The 18,892-nt window shown below is 69.5% G+C and carries 19 protein-coding genes and 1 pseudogene; 14 read left to right on the plus strand and 6 right to left on the minus strand.

Annotated elements, in window-relative coordinates:
- Nucleotides 1–42 precede the first annotated feature (42 nt).
- Genes ACEN2M_RS09925 through ACEN2M_RS09940 form a run of 4 tightly spaced genes read left to right on the plus strand, consistent with a single transcriptional unit; the run spans nucleotide 43 to nucleotide 4,704 of the window.
- On the plus strand, nucleotides 43–693 hold the full coding sequence (locus ACEN2M_RS09925; protein WP_441647959.1) for a TetR/AcrR family transcriptional regulator: 651 nt from the start codon (nucleotides 43–45) through the stop codon (nucleotides 691–693).
- Nucleotides 690–1,937, plus strand: coding sequence for an alanine racemase (locus ACEN2M_RS09930; RefSeq protein WP_441647960.1), 1,248 nt, complete (start codon nucleotides 690–692; stop codon nucleotides 1,935–1,937). The genes ACEN2M_RS09925 and ACEN2M_RS09930 overlap by 4 nt, the downstream gene beginning before the upstream one ends.
- The gene (locus ACEN2M_RS09935; protein ID WP_441647961.1) at nucleotides 1,934–3,244 is read left to right on the plus strand and encodes a D-arabinono-1,4-lactone oxidase; all 1,311 of its coding nucleotides are present in this window, start codon (nucleotides 1,934–1,936) and stop codon (nucleotides 3,242–3,244) included. Before ACEN2M_RS09930 ends, ACEN2M_RS09935 begins: the two co-directional genes overlap by 4 nt.
- Nucleotides 3,241–4,704 carry a glycoside hydrolase family 1 protein gene (locus ACEN2M_RS09940; protein WP_441647962.1) on the plus strand — a complete coding sequence of 488 codons (1,464 nt, stop codon included), beginning with the start codon at nucleotides 3,241–3,243 and terminating at the stop codon, nucleotides 4,702–4,704. The genes ACEN2M_RS09935 and ACEN2M_RS09940 overlap by 4 nt, the downstream gene beginning before the upstream one ends.
- Nucleotides 4,705–4,725: 21 nt before the next feature.
- On the opposite strand, the gene ACEN2M_RS09945 is transcribed toward ACEN2M_RS09940, so the two are convergent.
- Both ACEN2M_RS09945 and ACEN2M_RS09950 read right to left on the minus strand, forming a co-directional pair.
- The gene (locus ACEN2M_RS09945) at nucleotides 4,726–5,460 is read right to left on the minus strand and encodes an ABC transporter permease (RefSeq protein ID WP_441647963.1); all 735 of its coding nucleotides are present in this window, start codon (nucleotides 5,458–5,460) and stop codon (nucleotides 4,726–4,728) included.
- 223 nt (nucleotides 5,461–5,683) lie between these two features.
- A pseudogene (locus ACEN2M_RS09950) lies at nucleotides 5,684–6,191 on the minus strand (ABC transporter ATP-binding protein); the annotation flags it as partial.
- Nucleotides 6,192–6,365: 174 nt separating this feature from the next.
- Between ACEN2M_RS09950 and ACEN2M_RS09955 the strand changes: the two are divergent.
- Both ACEN2M_RS09955 and ACEN2M_RS09960 read left to right on the plus strand, forming a co-directional pair.
- The gene (locus ACEN2M_RS09955; RefSeq protein WP_441647964.1) at nucleotides 6,366–6,932 is read left to right on the plus strand and encodes a LemA family protein; all 567 of its coding nucleotides are present in this window, start codon (nucleotides 6,366–6,368) and stop codon (nucleotides 6,930–6,932) included.
- Between the two features lie 47 nt (nucleotides 6,933–6,979).
- The gene (locus ACEN2M_RS09960) at nucleotides 6,980–7,864 is read left to right on the plus strand and encodes a M48 family metalloprotease (RefSeq protein WP_441647965.1); all 885 of its coding nucleotides are present in this window, start codon (nucleotides 6,980–6,982) and stop codon (nucleotides 7,862–7,864) included.
- An 82-nt stretch (nucleotides 7,865–7,946) separates the two neighbouring features.
- On the opposite strand, the gene ACEN2M_RS09965 is transcribed toward ACEN2M_RS09960, so the two are convergent.
- On the minus strand, nucleotides 7,947–9,164 hold the full coding sequence (locus ACEN2M_RS09965) for a winged helix-turn-helix domain-containing protein (protein WP_441647966.1): 1,218 nt from the start codon (nucleotides 9,162–9,164) through the stop codon (nucleotides 7,947–7,949).
- Between the two features lie 150 nt (nucleotides 9,165–9,314).
- Between ACEN2M_RS09965 and ACEN2M_RS09970 the strand changes: the two genes are divergently transcribed.
- Genes ACEN2M_RS09970 through ilvA form a run of 6 tightly spaced genes read left to right on the plus strand, consistent with a single transcriptional unit; the run spans nucleotide 9,315 to nucleotide 15,837 of the window.
- On the plus strand, nucleotides 9,315–10,454 hold the full coding sequence (locus ACEN2M_RS09970) for an ABC transporter substrate-binding protein (protein WP_441647967.1): 1,140 nt from the start codon (nucleotides 9,315–9,317) through the stop codon (nucleotides 10,452–10,454).
- Complete coding sequence (locus ACEN2M_RS09975; protein WP_441648083.1) at nucleotides 10,444–11,304, plus strand: ABC transporter permease; 861 nt, start codon at nucleotides 10,444–10,446, stop codon at nucleotides 11,302–11,304. Before ACEN2M_RS09970 ends, ACEN2M_RS09975 begins: the two co-directional genes overlap by 11 nt.
- Complete coding sequence (locus ACEN2M_RS09980) at nucleotides 11,301–12,173, plus strand: ABC transporter permease (RefSeq protein WP_441647968.1); 873 nt, start codon at nucleotides 11,301–11,303, stop codon at nucleotides 12,171–12,173. Before ACEN2M_RS09975 ends, ACEN2M_RS09980 begins: the two co-directional genes overlap by 4 nt.
- Nucleotides 12,170–13,255 (plus strand): ABC transporter ATP-binding protein, encoded by a 1,086-nt coding sequence (locus tag ACEN2M_RS09985; protein WP_441647969.1) that lies wholly within the window; start codon nucleotides 12,170–12,172, stop codon nucleotides 13,253–13,255. The genes ACEN2M_RS09980 and ACEN2M_RS09985 overlap by 4 nt, the downstream gene beginning before the upstream one ends.
- 9 nt (nucleotides 13,256–13,264) lie before the next feature.
- Nucleotides 13,265–14,560: an AI-2E family transporter gene (locus ACEN2M_RS09990; protein WP_441647970.1), complete on the plus strand. Its 1,296-nt coding sequence runs from the start codon at nucleotides 13,265–13,267 to the stop codon at nucleotides 14,558–14,560.
- Entirely contained in the window at nucleotides 14,557–15,837 is a 1,281-nt protein-coding gene (gene ilvA / locus ACEN2M_RS09995; RefSeq protein ID WP_441647971.1) for a threonine ammonia-lyase, read from the plus strand. Before ACEN2M_RS09990 ends, ilvA begins: the two co-directional genes overlap by 4 nt.
- Nucleotides 15,838–15,898: 61 nt before the next feature.
- Here ilvA and greA read toward each other — a convergent pair whose 3' ends face one another.
- Nucleotides 15,899–16,387 carry a transcription elongation factor GreA gene (greA, locus tag ACEN2M_RS10000; protein WP_441647972.1) on the minus strand — a complete coding sequence of 163 codons (489 nt, stop codon included), beginning with the start codon at nucleotides 16,385–16,387 and terminating at the stop codon, nucleotides 15,899–15,901.
- Nucleotides 16,388–16,534: 147 nt separating this feature from the next.
- Nucleotides 16,535–16,930, minus strand: coding sequence for a DUF4307 domain-containing protein (locus tag ACEN2M_RS10005; RefSeq protein WP_441647973.1), 396 nt, complete (start codon nucleotides 16,928–16,930; stop codon nucleotides 16,535–16,537).
- A 76-nt stretch (nucleotides 16,931–17,006) separates the two neighbouring features.
- Between ACEN2M_RS10005 and mca the strand changes: the two genes are divergently transcribed.
- A complete protein-coding gene (gene mca / locus ACEN2M_RS10010) occupies nucleotides 17,007–17,870 on the plus strand; it encodes a mycothiol conjugate amidase Mca (protein ID WP_441647974.1) in 864 nt (287 codons plus the stop codon).
- Complete coding sequence (locus ACEN2M_RS10015; protein WP_441647975.1) at nucleotides 17,867–18,130, plus strand: hypothetical protein; 264 nt, start codon at nucleotides 17,867–17,869, stop codon at nucleotides 18,128–18,130. The genes mca and ACEN2M_RS10015 overlap by 4 nt, the downstream gene beginning before the upstream one ends.
- Here ACEN2M_RS10015 and trhA read toward each other — a convergent pair.
- Complete coding sequence (gene trhA, locus ACEN2M_RS10020; protein WP_441647976.1) at nucleotides 18,127–18,828, minus strand: PAQR family membrane homeostasis protein TrhA; 702 nt, start codon at nucleotides 18,826–18,828, stop codon at nucleotides 18,127–18,129. The two genes, ACEN2M_RS10015 and trhA, sit on opposite strands and share 4 nt — an antisense overlap.
- Nucleotides 18,829–18,892: the final 64 nt, after the last annotated feature.

Consider the following 18,892-nt stretch of genomic DNA (forward strand, 5'->3'; position numbering starts at 1 on the left):
CCCCACTAATCGACGTCGATTCGGCAGGAACGAGGTGACCACGTGGCACGCATCTCAGCCGCTGACCGTCGCGGTGCCCTGGTGCGCGCCGCCTTGCGCGTCGTCGCCGCCCGTGGGGTGACCCAGGCCACGACCCGCGCCATCGTCGCGGAGGCCGGCATGTCGCTGGCGAGCTTCCACTACGCCTTCCAGAGCCGTGATGAGCTGATGGCCGAACTGATCAGTCACGTCGTGGACCAGGAAACCATCGCCGTGCTGCCCGTGCTGCCCGTGCTGCCCGTGCTGCCCGGCGGCACGACGGCACCCGACGCCGCGGCGCCCGACCAGACACCGTCGCTGCGGCAGATCTTGCGCACCGGGCTGCAGCGGTACACCGACCACCTCCGCGAGGATCCACTGAGAGAGAAGGCCATGCTCGAGCTCACCCAGTACGCCCTCAGGTCCCCCTCGATGCACCACCTGGCGGTGCGTCAATACGACAGATACCACGCCCTCGCGGCCGAGGCGCTGGACTCCGCGGCCCGGCAGAGCGGATCGGTCTGGCTGCACCCCGTCGATGACGTGGCCCGCCTGCTCGTGAGCCTCACCGACGGCATCACCATCGCCTGGTTGGTGGATCAGAACGATCGCGCCACCGCCACCCTGCTCGACTTCGCCGCCGAATCCGTGGCCGCGCTGGGGCGTGCGGCATGAGCCTGGACCTCGCCCTCAGCCTGTCCCGGCCAACGGATGCCACGCCCTGGCTCACGCCGGCGGAGTACTGGCCGAGCCTCACGGCGGCCACGCAGGGCCTCGACACCCCCGTGGGCGCGCTGCACCTCGGCGCGCTGCGGCACAACACCCACGACATGCTCGGCCGCGCTGCCGGCACTCCCATCCGCGTGGCCAGCAAATCGCTGCGGGTGCGTGGAGTGCTCGAGGCCGTGCTGGCGCTGCCCGGCTACAGCGGGGTGCTCGCATACACCCTGACCGAGGCGCTGTGGCTGGCTGAGACCCTGGACGACATCGTGGTCGGCTATCCCACCGTCGACAGGGCGGCGATCCTGCGGCTGGCCCGCTCGGCCCGGCTGGCCGGCCGGGTGACCCTGATGGTGGATTCGCTCGACCACCTCGACCTCGTCGACACCGTGATAGCGCCGTCGCAGCGTGAACGCATCCGGGTCTGCCTCGAGCTGGACGCGTCCTGGCAGGCACCGGTGCTCGGCCACCTGGGGGTGTGGCGCTCGCCCGTGCACACGCCGGAGGACGCCAGGGCGCTGGCGCTGGCAATAGTCTCCAGGCCCGGCTTCGAACTGGTCGGGCTGATGGCGTACGAGGCGCAGATCGCCGGGCTGGGCGACCGGCCGCAGGGACACCCTGTGCGGGGCGGTATGAACCGTTGGGTGCGCAACCGGTCGATCGTCGACATCAGCGCCAGACGGGCCGCCGCCGTCGCCGCGGTGCGGCAGGTCGCCGACCTCGAATTCGTCAACGGGGGCGGCACCGGATCCCTGGAGAGCACCCACGCCGACACCTCGGTGACCGACATCGCGGCGGGGAGCGGTTTCTTCGGCGGCCACCTCTTCGACAACTACTCGGGCTTCCGGCCCGCGCCGGCGGCGGCCTTCGCCCTGTCGGTGGTGCGGAAACCCACCGCGGCGTCGGCGGCGATGCTCGGCGGCGGCTGGATCGCCTCCGGGCCGCCGGGGCCCGACCGTACGCCGCGCCTGGTCTGGCCGGAGGGCCTGAAACTGGTGCCGCGCGAGATGGCCGGGGAGGTGCAATCGCCGGTCACCGGGGCCGCCGCCGCCCGGTTGGGGGTGGGCGACCGGGTGTGGCTGCGGCACACCAAATCCGGCGAGCTCAGCGAACACGTCAACGAATTCGCGGTGGTCGACGACGGTATCGTGGTCGACATGCTGCCCACCTACCGAGGCGAAGGCAAGGCCTTCCTATGACGGCCAGCGGCGCCCGGTGGCACAACTGGGCGCGCAGCGAATCCGTCGTGCCGGCCAGGGTGGAGCGGCCCACTGGCGCGGCCGCCGTGCAGCGGGCCGTGCTCGCCGCGGCGAGGTCAGGCATCCGGATCAAGGCGGTCGGAGCCGGGCACAGCTTCTCCGGCATCGCCCTGGCCCCCGGCGTGCAGCTCGACCTGGCCTGGAGCGGGTTGGTCGACGTCGATGAGGCGGCCGGCCGGGTGACCCTCGCCGCCGGCACCCACCTGCACGAGCTGCCGGCCTTGCTGGCCCCCTACGGTCTCGCCCTGCAGAACATGGGCGACGTCGACAGGCAGACCATCGCCGGCGCCACGTCGACAGGCACGCACGGCACCGGCGGCGGCTTCGCCGGCCTCGCCGCGCAGATCGTCGCCGTCACCCTCGTCACCGGCGACGGTGCGCTGCTGCACGTCAGCGAGAGCGAGAATTCCGAGCTGCTGCCGGCCGTGCGGCTGGGTCTGGGCGCCCTGGGCATCCTCGTCGACCTCACCGTGCAGTGCGTGCCGGCCTACCTGTTGCACGCCGTCGACACTCCCGAACCGTTCGAGGCCGTGCTGGATGGCTACCTCGAGCGGAGCGCTTCGGCCGACCACTTCGAGTTCTACTGGTTCCCGCACACCGAGACCGCCCTCACCAAGACCAACACCCGGCTGCTGGCGCGCACCGGCCGGGCCCCGCTGGGCCGGCTGAACCGCTGGGTCGACGACGAGCTGCTCGCCAACGGGCTCTACCGCGTCACCTGCGCGGCAGGCCTGGTGGTGCCGCCGCTGGTGCCCAGGGTCAACCGGCTCGCCGATCGGCTCACCGGTCGCCGGGATTTCACCGACCACTCCCACCGCGTCTTCGTCACGAACCGCTCTGTCCGGTTCCACGAGATGGAGTACGCCCTGCCGCGGGACGCGGTGCCGGCGGCGCTCCGCGAGGTGCGCGCGCTCATCCAGAAGCGCGGTTGGCGCCTCTCCTTTCCCCTGGAGGTGCGCTCAGCGGCGGCCGACGACATCTGGCTCTCCACCGGCTACGGCAGGGACACCGGCTACATCGCCGTGCACAAGTACTTCCGCGAGAACCCACGCAACTACTTCGCCGACGTCGAGGCGATTATGCGCGCGCACGACGGTCGCCCACACTGGGGGAAGATGCACAACCTGGACGCCGACGCGCTCAGGGGGCTTTACCCGCGTTTCGATGACTTTCTCGCCGTGCGGGACCGGCTGGACCCGGAGCGTCGATTCACCAACCGTTACCTGGAAAGAGTCCTTGGACCATGAGCAGCAACACCCCGGCGTCCCGCGCCTGGCAACACCGGGCCCCGGAACTGGGTGATCGGCTGCCCACCGGTTTTCAGATCGGAACGGCCACCTCGGCCTTCCAGATCGAAGGCGCCGCCCGCGACGGCGGCCGCGGCGAATCCAGCTGGGACGAGTTCACCCGCGTGCCCGGACGCATCCTGGACGGCCAGAACGCGTCGGTCGGCACCGACCACGTGGGCAAACTCACCGGGGACGTCACCCTGCTCCGCGAGCTGGGCGCTGACCTCTACAGGTTCTCCTTCGCCTGGCCGCGCCTGCAGCCCGACGGTCGGGGAGCGCTGAACCGCACGGGCCTGGCCTTCTACGACCGGCTGCTCGACGAGCTGCTCGGCAACGGCATCAGCCCGATGGCCACCCTCTATCACTGGGACACCCCGGCTGCGCTCCGCGGCGGCTGGCTGAACCGCGACACCGCCCTGCGCTTCGGCGACTACGCCCACCAGATGGGCGAGGTCTTCGGTGACCGCATCGACTCCTGGGTCACCATCACCGACCCGGCGACGGTGATGTTCAACGGATACGCCATCGGCGTGCACGCGCCGGGCCAGGCGCTCCTGTTCGACGCGCTGCCGGCCGGGCACCACCAGCTGCTCGCGCACGGTCTCGCCGTGCAGGGTCTGCGCGCCGCCGACGTGCGCGGCCGGATCGGCCTCGCCAACGTGCACTCCCCGGTGCAGGCCGCCACCGACCGGGAGCCCGACCGCGACGCCGCGGCCCTGTACGACCTGCTGCACAACCGGCTCTTCGCCGACCCGGTGCTGCTCGGCCGCTACCCTGACCCCGTCGGGGTGTTCGAGAACGAGCTGCGCTACCTGCACGAGATCGAGCCTGACGACCTGCGCACGATCCACCAGCCGCTGGACTTCTACGGCGTCGACTACTTCCAGCCCACCCGGGTGGCGGCCGGACCGGCTCGGGTGGTCCGCGCGGCCGGCGCGACCGACTCCCGGCCCACCGACGACACCCCGGCGATCCACCGGTTGCCGTTCCACCTCGAAGCCTTCCGCGAGTACCCGGTCACCGGGTTCGGCTGGCCGAACGCGCCGGAGTACCTGCCCGTGCTGCTCGCCGAGCTGCGAGACCGCTACGGCGACGCCCTGCCGCCGGTCTACCTCACCGCGGGCGGGGCGAGCTATCCCGACCGAACGGATGTGCGCGGCGCCGTGACCGACCTGGCCCGCATCGACTACCTGGCCGAGCACCTGCTCGCCGCCGTCGAGGCCGTGGCGCCCGGTGGGCCGGCCGAGGGTGTGGACCTGCGCGGGTACCTGGTCTGGTCGCTGCTGGACAGCTTCGAATGGGCCGCCGGCTACAGTCAGCGCTTCGGCCTGGTCTACGTCGACTTCACCGACCCGTCGCGCCCGCGCACCCCCAAGCTGTCTTACCGCTGGCTGCAACAGGTTCTCGCGTCCCGCTGACCGTGCCTGCCGCGCCTGGCGTCAAGGGGTGCGGCGGCGCAGGGTGAGCGAGGCCAGCAGCACGGCGGCGACGATCCAGACCAGGATGATCACGAGCTCGCCGACCACGTAGGCGTTGTCCTCGCTGCCGGAGGCCACGGCGGTGAGCGCGTCGATCGCGTGCGAGAGCGGCAGCGCGTCGCCGATCGCCTGCAGCACGTCCGGCAGCTGGTCGCGCGGCAGGAAGATGCCGCCCAGCAGGATCTGCGGGAAGACCAGCAGCGGCATGAACTGCACGACCTGGAACTCGGTGCGGGCGAAGGCGCTCGCGAGCAATCCGAGAGTGGTGCCCAGAACGGCATCCGCCACGGCCACGGCCACGAGCAGCCAGATCGACCCGGAGATGTCCAGCCCGCAGACCGTGACGGCGAACAACACGGCGATGCTGGACTGCAGGATCGCGAGCAGCCCGAACGCGAGCGTGTAGCCGAGGATCAGGTCGCCGCGGCCCAGCGGCATCGACAGCAACCGCTCGAGCGTTCCGGTGCGGCGTTCCCGCAGGGTGGTGATGCTGGTGACCAGGAACATCACGATGAACGGGAACAGGGCGATCATTGCCGGCCCCACGGTCTCGAACACCGCGGTGTCGGAGAAGATCCAGGCCACCAGGCCGATCAGCAGGCTCGGCACGACGAGCAGCAGCACGACGGTGCGCGGGTCGTGCCGGATCTGCGTGAGCACCCGGCCGGCGGTGGCGAGGGTGCGCGACGGGTTCATGAGCGCTCCTCGATGAGGCTGAGGAAGGCGGCCTCGATATCGGTGCAGCCCGTGGCAGCGAGCAGCCCGGCCGGGGTGTCGTCGGCGAGCACCTCCCCGGCGCGCATGAGCAGCAGCCTGTCGCACCTGGCCGCCTCGTCCATGACGTGACTGGACACCAACAGGCTCGTTCCCGCGGCCGAGAGCCGGTGGAACAGCGCCCACAGGTCGCGGCGCAGCACCGGGTCCAGACCCACGGTGGGTTCGTCGAGCACGAGCAGCTCGGGGGAGCCCAGCAACGCGACGGCCAGCGACACCCGGCTGCGTTGCCCGCCGGACAGCGTGCCGACGAGCTGGCCAGAGGCCGGCCCGAGGTCGGTCTCCTCGATCACCCGGGACACGTCCGCCCGGCCGGCGCCGAGAACGGCCCGGAAGTAGTCCAGGTTCTGCCGCACGGTCAGGTCGTCGTACACGCTCGCATCCTGGGTGACGTAGCCCACCCGGTGACGCAGGGATGCGCTGCCGGCCGGCTCGCCGAACACCCGGACCGATCCGCCGTGCACGACCTGCACGCCCACGATCGCCCGCATCAGGGTGGTCTTGCCCGATCCGCTCGGGCCGATCAGGCCCACCACCAGCCCGGCGGGGATGGTCAGCGACAAGCCGTCGAGCACCCGCTGCGCGCCGCGGCGGGCCGACAAATCCGACACCGCGACGGCCGGTACCTGAACGGGTTCTGCTGGGTGCTCCATGCTTGCATTATTCGCCGGTCAGAGGTCAAAGTCACGTGTCCGGTCCCAGCGTTCCTTGGAGTGTCATGGGAAGCACATGGGAGCCCCAGCGGGCTTCGTTATGATGGGCCCCATCACCGAAGGTCAATCACCGCGGGTTTTATCACCACAGTTCAATCGCAAGGAGACGTTGCCATGGAATGGCTCATCCCGGTCCTCATCGTTGTCGTACTCGTTGCGATCGCGGGTATCTACCTGTGGGCAACCTACAACTCGCTCATCACCCTCAAGGTGCGCGTTGATGAAGCGTGGAGCGACATCACCGTGCAGCTCAAGCGTCGTGCCGACCTCATCCCCAACCTGATCGAAACCGTCAAGGGGTATGCGGCACACGAGAAGTCGGTCTTCGAGAACGTGACCAAGGCGCGCGCCGAGACTCTGTCCGCGCAGGGCCCGGTAGACGCCGCGGCGGCCGAGAACCACATGCAGACCGCGCTGAAGAGCATCTTCGCCGTCGCCGAGGCGTACCCGCAGCTGCAGGCCAGCCAGAACTACCTGCAGTTGCAGGGCGAGCTGGTCGACACCGAAGACAAGATCCAGGCCTCGCGCCGGTTCTACAACGGTGGCGTGCGCGAGTTGAACACCAAGATCCAGGTCTTCCCGAACCACCTGTTCGCGAAGAACCTCGGCTTCACCCAGCGCGAGTTCTTCGAGGTCAGCGACTCCGCGGCCATCGCCGAGCCGCCCCGCGTGCAGTTCTAACCCGTTCTCCCCACGTGCCGTTCTGATCACTAGCTCGAAGAGGATCCATGTATAGCGCGATCGCGCGAAACAAGCGCAACACAGTCTTCATCATCGTGCTGTTCCTGGTGATCATCTCCGGGCTCGGCTGGCTCGCCGGCGCCGCGTACGGCGTGCAGGGCCCCGGCGTGCTCATCATGACCCTCGTGATCGCGGGCGGGTACGCGCTCATCCAGTACTTCGCGGCCGGCCGCCAGTCGATCGCCATGAGCGGCGGCATCCGGGTGAACAGCGTCACCGATCACCCCAGGCTGTGGCGCATCGTGGAGAACCTGTCGATCACGACGGGCACCCCGATGCCCGAGGTCTACATCATCAACGACCCGGCGCCCAATGCGTTCGCCACCGGCCGCGACCCCAAGCACGCCATCGTGGCCGCCACCACCGGGCTGCTCGACATCATGGACGACGCCGAGCTCGAGGGCGTGATGGCCCACGAGATCGGGCACGTGCGCAACTACGACATCCGTGTCTCGATGATCGTGTTCGGCCTGGTCGTGGCCGTGGGCTTCATCTCCGACATCTTCCTGCGGATGGCCTTCTTCGGCCGCGGGAACAACAACAACGGCAACCCCGTCGTGCTGGTCTTCGGCCTGGTCGCCATGGTGGTGGCCCCGCTGATCGCCTCGGTCGTGCAGCTGGCCGTGTCCCGCCAGCGCGAGTACCTGGCCGACGCCACCGGCGCGCTCACCACGCGGCAGCCGGATGCGCTGGCCAGCGCGCTGGCCAAGCTCGGCGAATACGGCCGGCCGATGCGCAAGCAGAACACCTCGATGGCGCACCTGTGGATCGCCGACCCGCTCAAGCCCGGCGTGATGGACAAGCTCTTCGCCACCCACCCGCCGCTGAACGAGCGCATCGAACGCCTGTACGCGATGGGCAGCAAGTTCTAGTCGTCTGACCGTCGACACCGCCCGCCAACTGGTCCCCATCCGGACAAGTGGTCCCGGTCGCATTTGTCCGCAGCGGGAACAGTTAGGCGAGCTCGGCCGCGAGGCCGGCCGCGAGGTTGCCGCGCGGCACCACCTGGATGGCGGACAGGCCCTGCCAGGCCGCGGTGCTCCGCAGCACCTCGGCCAGGCGCGCGGCGGTGTCCACCGGTGCTCCCGGCTCGGCCCAGCTGGCCTGCACCCGCAGCACGCCGGCCTGCCGGTCGTTCTTGAGGTCGACCCGGCCCACAATGGTGTCGCCGAGCAGCACCGGCAGCACGTAGTAACCGAACTGGCGCTTCTCCTGCGGGGTGTAGATCTCGATGCGGTAGTGGAAATTGAACAACCGCTCCGCCCGGGCCCGCTCCCAGACCACCGGGTCGAACGGACTGAGCACGGCGGCAGCGTCGATCTTGCGGGGCAGCCGGGCGTCCCGGTGCAACCAGGCGGCGCCGGCGGCCCCGCCGCGGCCCCAGCCGGGCACCTCGACGGGGATGAGCTCGCCGGCATCCTCGAGCTCCGCGATGGCGGCGCGGGCCGGTTCGGTGCGCAACCTGAAGTAGTCGGCCAGGTCTTTCACCGTGCCGATGCCGTGCGCCCGCGCCGCCTGGGCGATGAGCGCCCGGTGGGCGTCGGTGGCGGAGACCTGCCGATCCAGCAGCTCCGTGCTGAAGACCTGTTCGGGCAGTGCGTAGACCCGTTCGAACCGTTGACGGCCGCCGCTGACCACGTCTCCCCACCGGAACAGGGTCTCCAGGCCGATCTTCACGTCTGACCAGCCCCACCACGGGCCGCTGCGCTTGTTGGCGTCGTGCTCGATCTCACTCGCGCGCATCGGGCCGTTGGCGGCGAGCTCGGCACGCAGCCAATCGAGCATCGGCGCGTTGTCCTGCGACCAGTGCGACCCGTCGGCGGCGGCCTTGTCGCGGTAGGCCTGCATCCGCCAGCGGAACAGCGGCCAGTCGTCGACCGGGATCAGTGAGGCCTCGTGCACCCAGTACTCGGTCAGCCGCGGCGTCGTGCCGCTGCTCAGCCTGTCGAGCTGCGCCTTGTCGTACGGCCCCAGGCGGCTGAACGCCGGCACGTAGTGGCTGCGCTCGAACACGTTCACCGAATCGATCTGCAGCAGGCCGAGTCGTTCGACCAGGGCGCCGAGCTGGCGGATGCCGGGGGAGGCCGCGCCGGGCGCGGCGGGCGGGCGGCCGAAGCCCTGCGCGACCAGGGCGATGCGACGGGCGAGGGCGGGACTAATCGTCTGGAGCACGCCTCGACCCTACCGGCGCGCGGTGACATGACACGTTAACGCCGCGTTCAACCGCAGGGCCCGTACGCGCCACGCGCCACTTCTAGTCTCACAGCGACCGGTCGCCCAGCACCCGGACCGGTCGCCCTGAACACATCTAACGGAGGACCCGTGCTTACCACCCGAACCCTGGCCGCCACCATCGCCGCGACCGCCATCGTCGCCCTCACCCTTACGGGCTGCGCGAGCGGCGCCGCGGAGGCGACCGGCACCGACGGCTCCGTCGACGCGGCCACCGCCACCAGCCTTTCCGCCTTCGGCGACCTGGCCGCGCTCGAGGCCGCCGCCATCGAGGAGGGCGCCCTGAACGTCATCGCCCTCCCGCGCGACTGGGCCAACTACGGCGCCGTGCTCGACCTGTTCGCCGAGAAATACCCCGAAATCACCATCACCGAGGCCGCGCCGGACGGCTCCAGCGCCGAGGAGATCCAGGCCGCCGAGAACCTGGCCGGCCAGGACACCGCCCCCGACGTCTTCGACCTGGGACTGGCCGTGGCGCTGGCCAACACCGACCAGTTCGCGCCGTACCAGGTAGCCACCTGGTCCGAGATCCCCGATGCCCTGAAGGAAGAAAGCGGCCTGTACGTGGGCGACTACGGCGGATACATGGCCGTTGGCTACGACCCCGACGCCGTGGCGGCGCCCGAGTCCCTGGCCGACCTGCTCGGCGACGAGTACAAGGGCAAGGTCGCCATCAACGGCGACCCGACCCAGGCCGGCGCCGCGTTCGCCGCCGTGGGCATGGCCGCCGTGCAGAACGACGGCTCGGTCGACGACTTCCAGGCCGGCATCGACTTCTTCAGCGACCTCAACGCCGCAGGCAACTTCGTGAAGATCGACCCGACCCCCGCCACCATCGCATCGGGCGAGACCCCCGTGGTCTTCGACTGGGACTACCTCAATGTGGGCTACGGCGCCCAGCTGGAGGGCGAGCGCAACTGGGAGGTCGTGGTCTTCCCCGGCACCGGATACGCCGGCTACTACAACCAGGCCATCAACGTGGATGCGCCGCACCCGGCCGCCGCGCGGCTCTGGCAGGAATTCCTCTACAGCGATGACGCCCAGAACCTGTGGCTCGCCGGGGGCGCCCGCCCGGCCCGCGCCGACGCGATGGCCGAAGCCGGAACCATCGACGTCGACCTGTTCGACGCCCTGCCCGCCGTGCCGGACACCACAGTGGTGCCCACCAGTGCAGAGAGCGAGGCCGCAGCGACCCTGCTCGGCGAGAAATGGGCAGCGGCTGTCCAGTAGGTTCCGTGTTCCGGCAGCAGCCTTCGGGCTGCTGCCGTTCGCGGTCTACGTGCTGCTCTTCCTGGCGCTGCCGACCCTGATCGCGGTCGGCACCGGGTTTGTCGGCGCGGATGGCGGATTCACCGTCGCCACAGTCCTGGCCCTGGGCGACCCTGTGGTGCTCGCAGCGTTCGGCAGCTCGATCTGGCTGTCGGCACTGACCGCGCTCATCGGCGCGATCGTGGGCGCGCTGGTCTGCTACGCCCTGCTCGGCGCCAGCCCGGACGGGCCGCTGCGCTCCACCGTCGACTCGCTCAGCAGCGTCATCGCCCAGTTCGGCGGCGCCATGCTGGCGTTCGCGTTCACCGCGACCGTCGGCATCCAGGGCATGATCACCGTGCTCCTGCGAGAGCGCCTGGGCGTCGACATCTTCGCCGACGGCGTGTGGCTCTACGAACTGCCCGGCCTCGTGCTGCCGTACATCTACTTCCAGGTTCCCCTCATGGTCATCACCTTCATGCCCGCGCTGGCATCGCTCAAGACCACCTGGGCCGAGGCCAACGCCACCCTGGGCGGCACGGCGCTCACCTACTGGCTGCGCATCGGCCTGCCGGTGCTGGCCCCGTCATTCCTCGGCAGCCTGCTGCTGCTGTTCGCCAACGCGTTCTCGTCCTATGCCACGGCGGCCACCCTGATCAGCCAGGGCGCCCAGATCGTGCCGCTGCAGATCCGCACCGCCCTGACCAGCGAGACCATGCTCGGCCGGGAGAACCTCGCCGGGGCGCTGGCGCTGGGCATGATCATCGTGATGACCGTGGTGATGACCGGCTACTCCAGACTGGCCTCGCGGGCCGCGAGGTGGCAGCGGTGAACGGGTCGACGGTGGCGCACGCTCCCGGCCGGCTCACCCGCGCCCTGATCCTGGGCGGGGTCGGCCTCGTCTTCGCCGTGCCGGTCCTGGCCATGATCGAGTTCACCCTGCGTCGGGGGCTGGCCGGCGGCTACGACCTGCACCGGTGGACCGAGCTCGTGCAGGGCGGCCTCACCGGCGTCTACGCTCCGGTTCTGGTGGCCCTCGGCAACTCTCTCGGCCTGGCACTGGGCACCGTCGCCATAGTGCTGGTGCTGCTGGTGCCGACCATGCTGCTCGTGCAGATCCGCTTCCCGGTGCTGCGCCGGGTTCTGGAGATCATCTGCATCCTGCCCATCTCGATCCCCGCGATCGTGCTCGTGGTCGGGCTCGCCCCGGTGTTCTCGGTGGTGGCGCGGCTCCTGGGCAGCGGTGTCTGGACTCTCGCCTTCGCCTACGGCATCACGGTGCTGCCGTTCGCCTACCGGGCGATCCAGTCCAACCTCGACGGCGTGGACGTGCGCACCCTGAGCGAAGCGGCGCGCACCCTCGGCGCCGGCTGGGCCAGCGTGCTGCTGCGGGTGCTTGTGCCGAACCTCCGCCGCGGCATCCTGGCCGGGGCGTTCATCGCCGTGGCCGTGGTGCTGGGCGAATTCACCATCGCGTCGCTGCTGAGCCGGGTGAACCTGCAGACGGCCCTCGTGGTGGTGGGCAAGAACGACCCGTACAGTGCCGTCATCCTCTCCCTTCTGGCGTTGGTCGCGGCCTTCATCCTGCTGCTGGGCATCGGCAGGCTCGGCGCCGGGCGCCGCCGCCCGGCCCGCTTCCGGCGCCCCACCTCACCCAGGCCCCCCACCTCGCCCCAGACCCCCAGCGGAGACCAGCCATGAGCCCCACGACAGCACCCGATGTCACCCGCTCCGACCAGCCCGCCCGAACCGGATCGGTGGTCGAGTTCGCCGGGGTGGCCAAACGCTACGGCACCCACCTGGCGCTGACCGAGTTCGACCTCACCCTGCAAGCCGGCGAACTCGTGGCCCTGCTCGGGCCCAGCGGCAGCGGCAAGACCACGGCGCTGCGGGTACTGGCCGGGCTCGAACGCACCGACCACGGCCGGATCCTGATCAACGGCGCCGACGTCTCCGGCCTGGCCACCAGTCGCCGCGACATGGGCATGGTGTTCCAGTCCTACTCACTGTTCCCGCACCTGAGCGCGGGCGAGAACGTCGAGTTCGGGTTGCGGATGCGCCGGGTGCCGCCCATCGAGCGTCGCGAGCGGGCCGCGGCGGCGCTGGCCCTCGTGGGCCTGGACGAGCACTACGGCCGGTTCGCGCACCAGCTCTCCGGCGGCCAGCAGCAGCGCGTGGCACTGGCCAGGGCGCTGGTGACCCGGCCCAGGGTGCTGCTGCTGGACGAGCCGCTCTCGGCGCTGGACGCCAAGGTGCGGGTGCAGTTGCGTGAGGAGATCCGCCGCATCCAGACCGAGCTGGGCATCACCACCCTGTTCGTGACCCACGACCAGGACGAGGCCCTCGCCGTGGCCGACAGGGTCGCGGTGATGCGGGACGGCCGGATCGAGCAGGTCGGCACGCCGCAGGAGCTCTACACCCGGCCGGCCTCGTCGTTCATCGCCGATTTCGTGGGACTGAGCAACCGGCTGCCCGGCCTGGTGCGGCACGGCTTCGCCGAGGTGCACGGCGTGATCCTGCCGCTGCTCGACCCGTCGCAGGCCGACGGCCCGGTGCGGGTGTTCGTGCGTCCGGAGGACCTCAGCCTGGCCGGCGTGGCGGCCGACGGCCTGCCCGGCACCGTGCTGCTCTCCAGCTTCCTCGGGTCGCTGCGCCGAACCAGCGTGCGGCTCGACGCCGGCGACACCGTTGTCGTGCAACACGAGGTGAGATTCACGCCGCAACCGGGGGAGCGCACAGTGGTGCGGTTCGCCGGAGTGCCGGTGCCCGTGGAGCCGTCCTAGACTATTCCGGTGAGCACATCCAGGGGAAGTTCCGGTTGGTTCGGCCGTCGTCGTCGTCAGAGCGAGGCGGATGCCGCGGCCGTGCCGGTCACCGCCGTGCTGAAACCGGTTCAGCCGGTGCCGAACGGTGTCGACGAGAACATCCCCGCCGGCATCCGCCTGGCCGGAGCGTGGGCGTGGCGCCTCCTGGTGATCGCCGCCGCTGTCGCCGTGGTGCTCTTCGTGATCGTGCAGCTGCGCTTCATCGTCATCCCGCTGCTCGTGGCGGTGCTGGTGTCGGCCCTGCTCGTGCCCCTGGTCGGGTTTCTCACCAGGCACCGCTGGCCCAAGGGCATCGCGGTCGCCGTCGCTCTGGTCGGCACCCTCGCGGTGATTGCGGGACTGGTCACCCTCGCCGTGACCCAGATTGCGGCCGGATCGGTGGGCCTGAGCGCCCGGTTCGCGGCTTCATACGCGAGCCTCAAAGACGCCCTCGCGACCTCGCCGCTGCAGGTGAGCAATGCCGAGATCAACGCGTACCTCGGCCAGGCCGTCGACGCCCTGCAGGCCGACAGCCAGATCTTCATCACCGGCGCCCTGTCGGTGGGGTCCTCGGTGGGACACCTGCTGGCCGGCGTGCTGCTCGCGCTGTTCAGCCTGCTGTTCATCCTCATCGACGGGGCGAGCATCTGGAACTGGATCGTCAAGATCTTCCCCCGGCGGGCCCGGCCGGCCATCGCCGGCGCCGGAGCGGCCGGCTGGACGACCCTGGGCAACTTCGCCAGGGTGCAGATCCTGGTCGCCACGATCGACGCCGTCGGCATCGGTGCCGGGGCCGCGATCCTCGGGGTGCCGATGGCGATCCCGATCGGCGTGCTGGTCTTCCTGGGCTCGTTCGTGCCGATCGTAGGCGCCGTGGCCACAGGGGCTGTTGCCGTGGTGATCGCCCTGATCTTCAACGACTGGTTCGTCGCCCTGCTGATGCTCGGCGTGGTGCTGTTGGTGCAGCAGATCGAGGGCCACGTTCTGCAGCCGCTGATCATGGGGACCGCCGTCAAGGTGCATCCGCTCGGCGTGGTGCTGGTGGTCGCCGCCGGCGCCCTGCTGGCCGGCATCCCCGGCGCCCTGTTCGCGGTACCCGTCGCGGCCGTGTTGAACGTTATGATCAGCTACATCCATAGCGGGGCCTGGCGGGGGGACGTGCCACCGGTCGGGGCGGTGTCCGGTTCCGTGCTCTGGCAGACCGTCCCGCAGCGTCCAGGGTTCCGGCAGGCGCGCACACCGGACGCAGCCGAAGCCCGATACGTATCAGAAAGCCGCCCATGACAGACCTCCCCACCGAGCTGGCCGCGCCGGCCGGCACCAGCCTGGCCGGCCCCACCCTGGCCGGCCCTACCCTGGCTGATTTCGAAGCGGCCCGCACCGTCGTCGGCCGTGTCGCCGACGTGACGCCGATGGAAAGCTCCCGCTACCTCTCGACGATTCTGGGAGCCCCGGTCTTCCTCAAGTGCGAAAACCTGCAGCGCACCGGTTCGTACAAGATCCGCGGCGCCTACAACAGGTTGTCCAAGCTCACCGACGAGGAGAAGGCCCGCGGCGTCGTCGCGGCCTCCGCGGGCAACCACGCCCAGGGCGTGGCCTTCGCCGCCAGGGAACTCGGCATCGAGGCGACCATCTTCATGCCCGTCGGCGTCGCCCTGCCCAAGCTCCAGGCCACCCGCGACTACGGCGCCCAGGTGATCCTGCGCGGCCACACCGTCGCCGAGCCGCTCCTGGCCGCCGCGGAGTACGCCAAGGAGACCGGCGCGATCCTGATTCCCCCGTTCGACCACCCGGATGTCGTCGCCGGCGCGGGCACCCTGGGCCTCGAGATCCTCGACCAGGTGCCCGACCTCGAAACCGTGATCGTGCCGATCGGTGGCGGCGGGCTCACCTCCGGCATGGCCAGCGTGCTCAAGCAGTATTCGGCCCGCCACGGCCGCCGCATCCGGGTCATCGGCGTGCAATCGGAGAACGCGGCCGCCTACCCGCCGTCCCTCGCTGCCGGCGAGGCCCTGGCGATCGACATCACCCCCACCATGGCCGACGGCATCGCCGTGGCCAAGCCGGGACTGCTGAACTTCGCCATCATCCGTGACGCCGTCGACGAGATCGTCACCGTCGGCGAAGACGACATGGCCCGTGCCCTGCTGGTGCTGCTCGAACGCGCCAAGCTCGTCGTCGAACCGGCCGGAGCGGTCTCGGTCGCGGCCATCCTGGCCGGCAAGATCACCGGCACCGGCCCCACCGTGGCGATGCTCTCCGGCGGCAACATCGACCCGCTGCTGATGCAGCGCGTGATCAGCCACGGCCTGGCGGCCTCCGGCCGGTACCTCAAGCTGCGGATCATGCTGCCCGACCGTCCGGGTCAGCTCGCCCGCATCTCCGAACTGCTCGCCGAAGCGCACGCCAACGTCATCGAGGTGTTGCACACCCGCCACGGCGTCGGCCTGCAGATCAGCGAGGTCGAGCTCGACATCAGCGTCGAGACCCGCGGCCCCGAGCACCGCCAGCACGTCGTCGACACCCTGCGTGCCGCCGGGTACGACCCGCGCACCGACTAGGACCCGGCACACGAAAACGGCCGGCTGCGTGAGCAGCCGGCCGTTCGTGTCGTTGGGGCAGTTAGCCGGTGAACGTCTCCACCAGGTGGATCTGAACGGCGATCTGCTTGCCGTTGGGCGTCTCGTAGCTCGTCTTCGCGCCCACCTTCAGGCCGATGATGGCTTCGCCGAGCGGGCTCTTCTCGCTGTACACGTCGAGGTCGCTGTCGCCGGCGATCTCACGGCTGCCGATGAGGAACCGGCTCTCGTCGCCGGCGATCGTGGCGGTGATGATGGTGCCGGGTTCGACGATGCCCTTGCTTTCGGGGGCGTGGCCCACCTCTGCGGTGCGCAGCAGTAGCGTCAGGGTGCGGATGCGGGCCTCCATCTTGCCCTGCTCCTCCTTGGCCGCGTGGTAGCCGGCGTTCTCCTTGAGGTCGCCCTCTTCCCGCGCCGACTCGATCTTGTTGGCGATGTCCACCCGCGCAACAGTGCTGAGAGTGTCCAACTCCGCAGCGAGGCGGTCATAAGCCTCCTGGGTCAGCCAGGTGACCGAAGTTTCGGTAGTCATGGTTCTCTCCTTCTCGTGCGGATCGGTGATGCGCCGGCAGATAGTGCGCCGATGGTGCCGCGAATGACGGCCGTTCGTCGCTGGGTACGTCACGTCGTCTCGACATACAGCGGACGCCCCGACTTCTGTCAGGGCGAATACATCAGTCTAGGTCAACCAGCAGCGGTAAATCAATCCGGTGTTGCTGAGCTCGGTTGTCTTCACGATCTCGGTGAACGAGCGGGTGTAGTCGCTCGAGCGTTCCAGGTCGATGACCTTCCAGCCCACCACCGTGAATGTCTCGTTGAGCGCCTGCACGGCGCAGCTGGCCGGGGTGTCCGTGGGCAACGACACTTCGAAGGTCACGCTGATGCTGTTCTCGTCGATGATCTGGTGCCGGGTGTCCCTGGCCTCGATCGCCGGACCTGCCCCGTCCAGGCCCGCCCAGACGACCCATCCGGTCAGGATCAGGGCGAAGGCCGCCGCGACGATCCAGAGCACGCGGCGGTCGCGGCGGCGGCTGCCCGGAGTTCGCCCATAGCGTTGGTCGAGGTTGCTGCTCACGGGCACTCAGACTCCACACTCACGGATCAACGATTAGGCTTGCACCCTAGGTTAGCTGGCATTTCTGAGGAGTTTCATGACGCTGCGGCTCTTGGCTGTGCACGCCCATCCCGACGACGAGTCGAGCAAGGGCGCCGCTACCTACGCGTACTACCGAAGCCTCGGCGCCGAGGTGCTCATCGTGAGCTGCACGGGCGGTGAGCGCGGCAGTATCCTCAACGAGGACCTGGCGAATGTGGCCATGGCCGAGCGCGACCTGTCCGGGCTCCGGCGCCTCGAGATGGCGGCGGCCCAGAAGGCGATGGGCATCCAGCACCGCTGGTTGGGCTACCAGGATTCAGGCATGGCCGACGACGGTGGTGTGCCGAAGAACTCCTTCGCCGACGTGCCGCTGGAATACTCGGCCGAACCTCTCGTGCGCATCATCCGTGAGTTCCGTCCGCAGGTGCTGATCACCTACGACGAGAACGGCGGCTACCCGCACCCCGACCACATCCGCTGCCACGAGGTCTCCCTCGAGGCCTACCGGGCGGCGGCCGATCCGGCCAGGTACCCGGATGACGGCGCGCCGTGGCAGATCGACAAGCTGTACTACGACCGCATCTTCAACCTCGAGCGCATGGACGCCATGTACCTCGAGCTGAGCGTCGCCGAGCCGGACTCCGAGCTGCTCGAGCCGCTGGCCGACGCCAGGGAACGGATGAGCGGGTACCCCAACCTGGCCACCACGCACGTGCCGATCGGGGACTTCCTGGAGGTGCGCGACGAGGCCCTCAAGGCGCACGCCAGCCAGGTGTCGCCCACCAGCAGCTTCTTCTTCTGGCCGAACGACATGGTGCGCAAGGCCTGGCCCTACGAAGACTTCCAACTCGTCGAATCGAAAGTTGACTCCGAAATGCCCGAATCAGATCTGTTCGCCGGTGTGAGGGACGAGGCATGAGCGTCGTCCTGTCGCCCGTGGTCGGCTTCATCCTCTCCAACACCCCACCGCCCGAATTCAACCCTGACACCGTCACGCCGGGCCCGTGGGGCTTCTTCGCGATCTTCTTCGTTGCGGCGGTCACCCTGCTTCTGGGCATGGACCTGGCCCGGCGCATCCGCCGCACCAACTACCGGGCGGAGATGCAGGAACGGCTGCAGGCCGAGGTCGCCGAGCGCGACGCCGCCGCGGCCGAGCAGAAGAAGTCCGACACTCCCTAGGGGTACAGCGGATGCGTCGCGATGATCAGGATCGCGACCCAGTGGCAGAGGAACGCCACGACCGTGAGCGAGTGGAAGATCTCGTGGAATCCGAAGACCCCGGGAATCGGGTTGGGCTTCTTGAGGCCGTAGACGACCGCGCCGACCGAGTAGCACAGGCCGCCCACCATGATCAGCGTCATCATGACGGCGTCGGCCTGGAAGAAGTCGACGATGAACATCAGCGCACCCCAGCCCAGGGCGAGGTAGAGCGGCACATACAGCCAGCGCGGGGCGTTGATCCAGAACACCCGGAACGCGATGCCGAGGATCGCACCGCCCCAGACCAGCGACAGGAGCAGCACCGCCTTGTCCGGCGGCAGCGCCAGCACCGTGATGGGCGTGTACGACCCGGCGATCAGCAGGAAGATGTTGGCGTGGTCGATGCGCTTGAGCACCATGCGGGTGCGCGGTTGCCAGTTGAACCGGTGGTACAGCGCCGAATTGCCGAACAACAGCATCGAACTGGCCACGAAGACGGCCGAACTCCACGTGGCGGCCGGACCGTCGGCGGCGACGAGCAGGATGATGCCGGCGACGATGGTGACGGGGAAGGTCCCGGCGTGGATCCACCCCCGCCAGGTGGGCTTTTCGGCGACCGGATGCTCGATCTCGTCTTCGAGGAGGGGGAGATTCGGGATGTCGTCCGTGGAGGCCATGCTGTCAGGATACGGCAGCGCCGGAGCGAGCGCGGCGTTGGGGCGGGCCGGATTGGGCTAGCGT

It is taken from the genome of Cryobacterium sp. W22_MBD10_FK3 (assembly GCF_052113745.1).
Taxonomy (GTDB): domain Bacteria; phylum Actinomycetota; class Actinomycetes; order Actinomycetales; family Microbacteriaceae; genus Cryobacterium.

Bases quoted from the DNA above. Each gene is read 5' to 3' on its own strand.
- ACEN2M_RS09955 (WP_441647964.1), top strand. From the start codon at position 6,366: ATGGAATGGCTCATCCCGGTCCTCATCGTTGTCGTACTCGTTGCGATC.
- ilvA (WP_441647971.1), top strand. From the start codon at position 14,557: ATGACAGACCTCCCCACCGAGCTGGCCGCGCCGGCCGGCACCAGCCTG.
- mca (WP_441647974.1), top strand. From the start codon at position 17,007: ATGACGCTGCGGCTCTTGGCTGTGCACGCCCATCCCGACGACGAGTCG.
- ACEN2M_RS09960 (WP_441647965.1), top strand. From the start codon at position 6,980: ATGTATAGCGCGATCGCGCGAAACAAGCGCAACACAGTCTTCATCATC.
- ACEN2M_RS10015 (WP_441647975.1), top strand. From the start codon at position 17,867: ATGAGCGTCGTCCTGTCGCCCGTGGTCGGCTTCATCCTCTCCAACACC.
- ACEN2M_RS09985 (WP_441647969.1), top strand. From the start codon at position 12,170: ATGAGCCCCACGACAGCACCCGATGTCACCCGCTCCGACCAGCCCGCC.
- ACEN2M_RS09935 (WP_441647961.1), top strand. From the start codon at position 1,934: ATGACGGCCAGCGGCGCCCGGTGGCACAACTGGGCGCGCAGCGAATCC.
- ACEN2M_RS09940 (WP_441647962.1), top strand. From the start codon at position 3,241: ATGAGCAGCAACACCCCGGCGTCCCGCGCCTGGCAACACCGGGCCCCG.
- ACEN2M_RS09945 (WP_441647963.1), bottom strand. From the start codon at position 5,460: ATGAACCCGTCGCGCACCCTCGCCACCGCCGGCCGGGTGCTCACGCAG.
- trhA (WP_441647976.1), bottom strand. From the start codon at position 18,828: ATGGCCTCCACGGACGACATCCCGAATCTCCCCCTCCTCGAAGACGAG.
- greA (WP_441647972.1), bottom strand. From the start codon at position 16,387: ATGACTACCGAAACTTCGGTCACCTGGCTGACCCAGGAGGCTTATGAC.
- ACEN2M_RS09930 (WP_441647960.1), top strand. From the start codon at position 690: ATGAGCCTGGACCTCGCCCTCAGCCTGTCCCGGCCAACGGATGCCACG.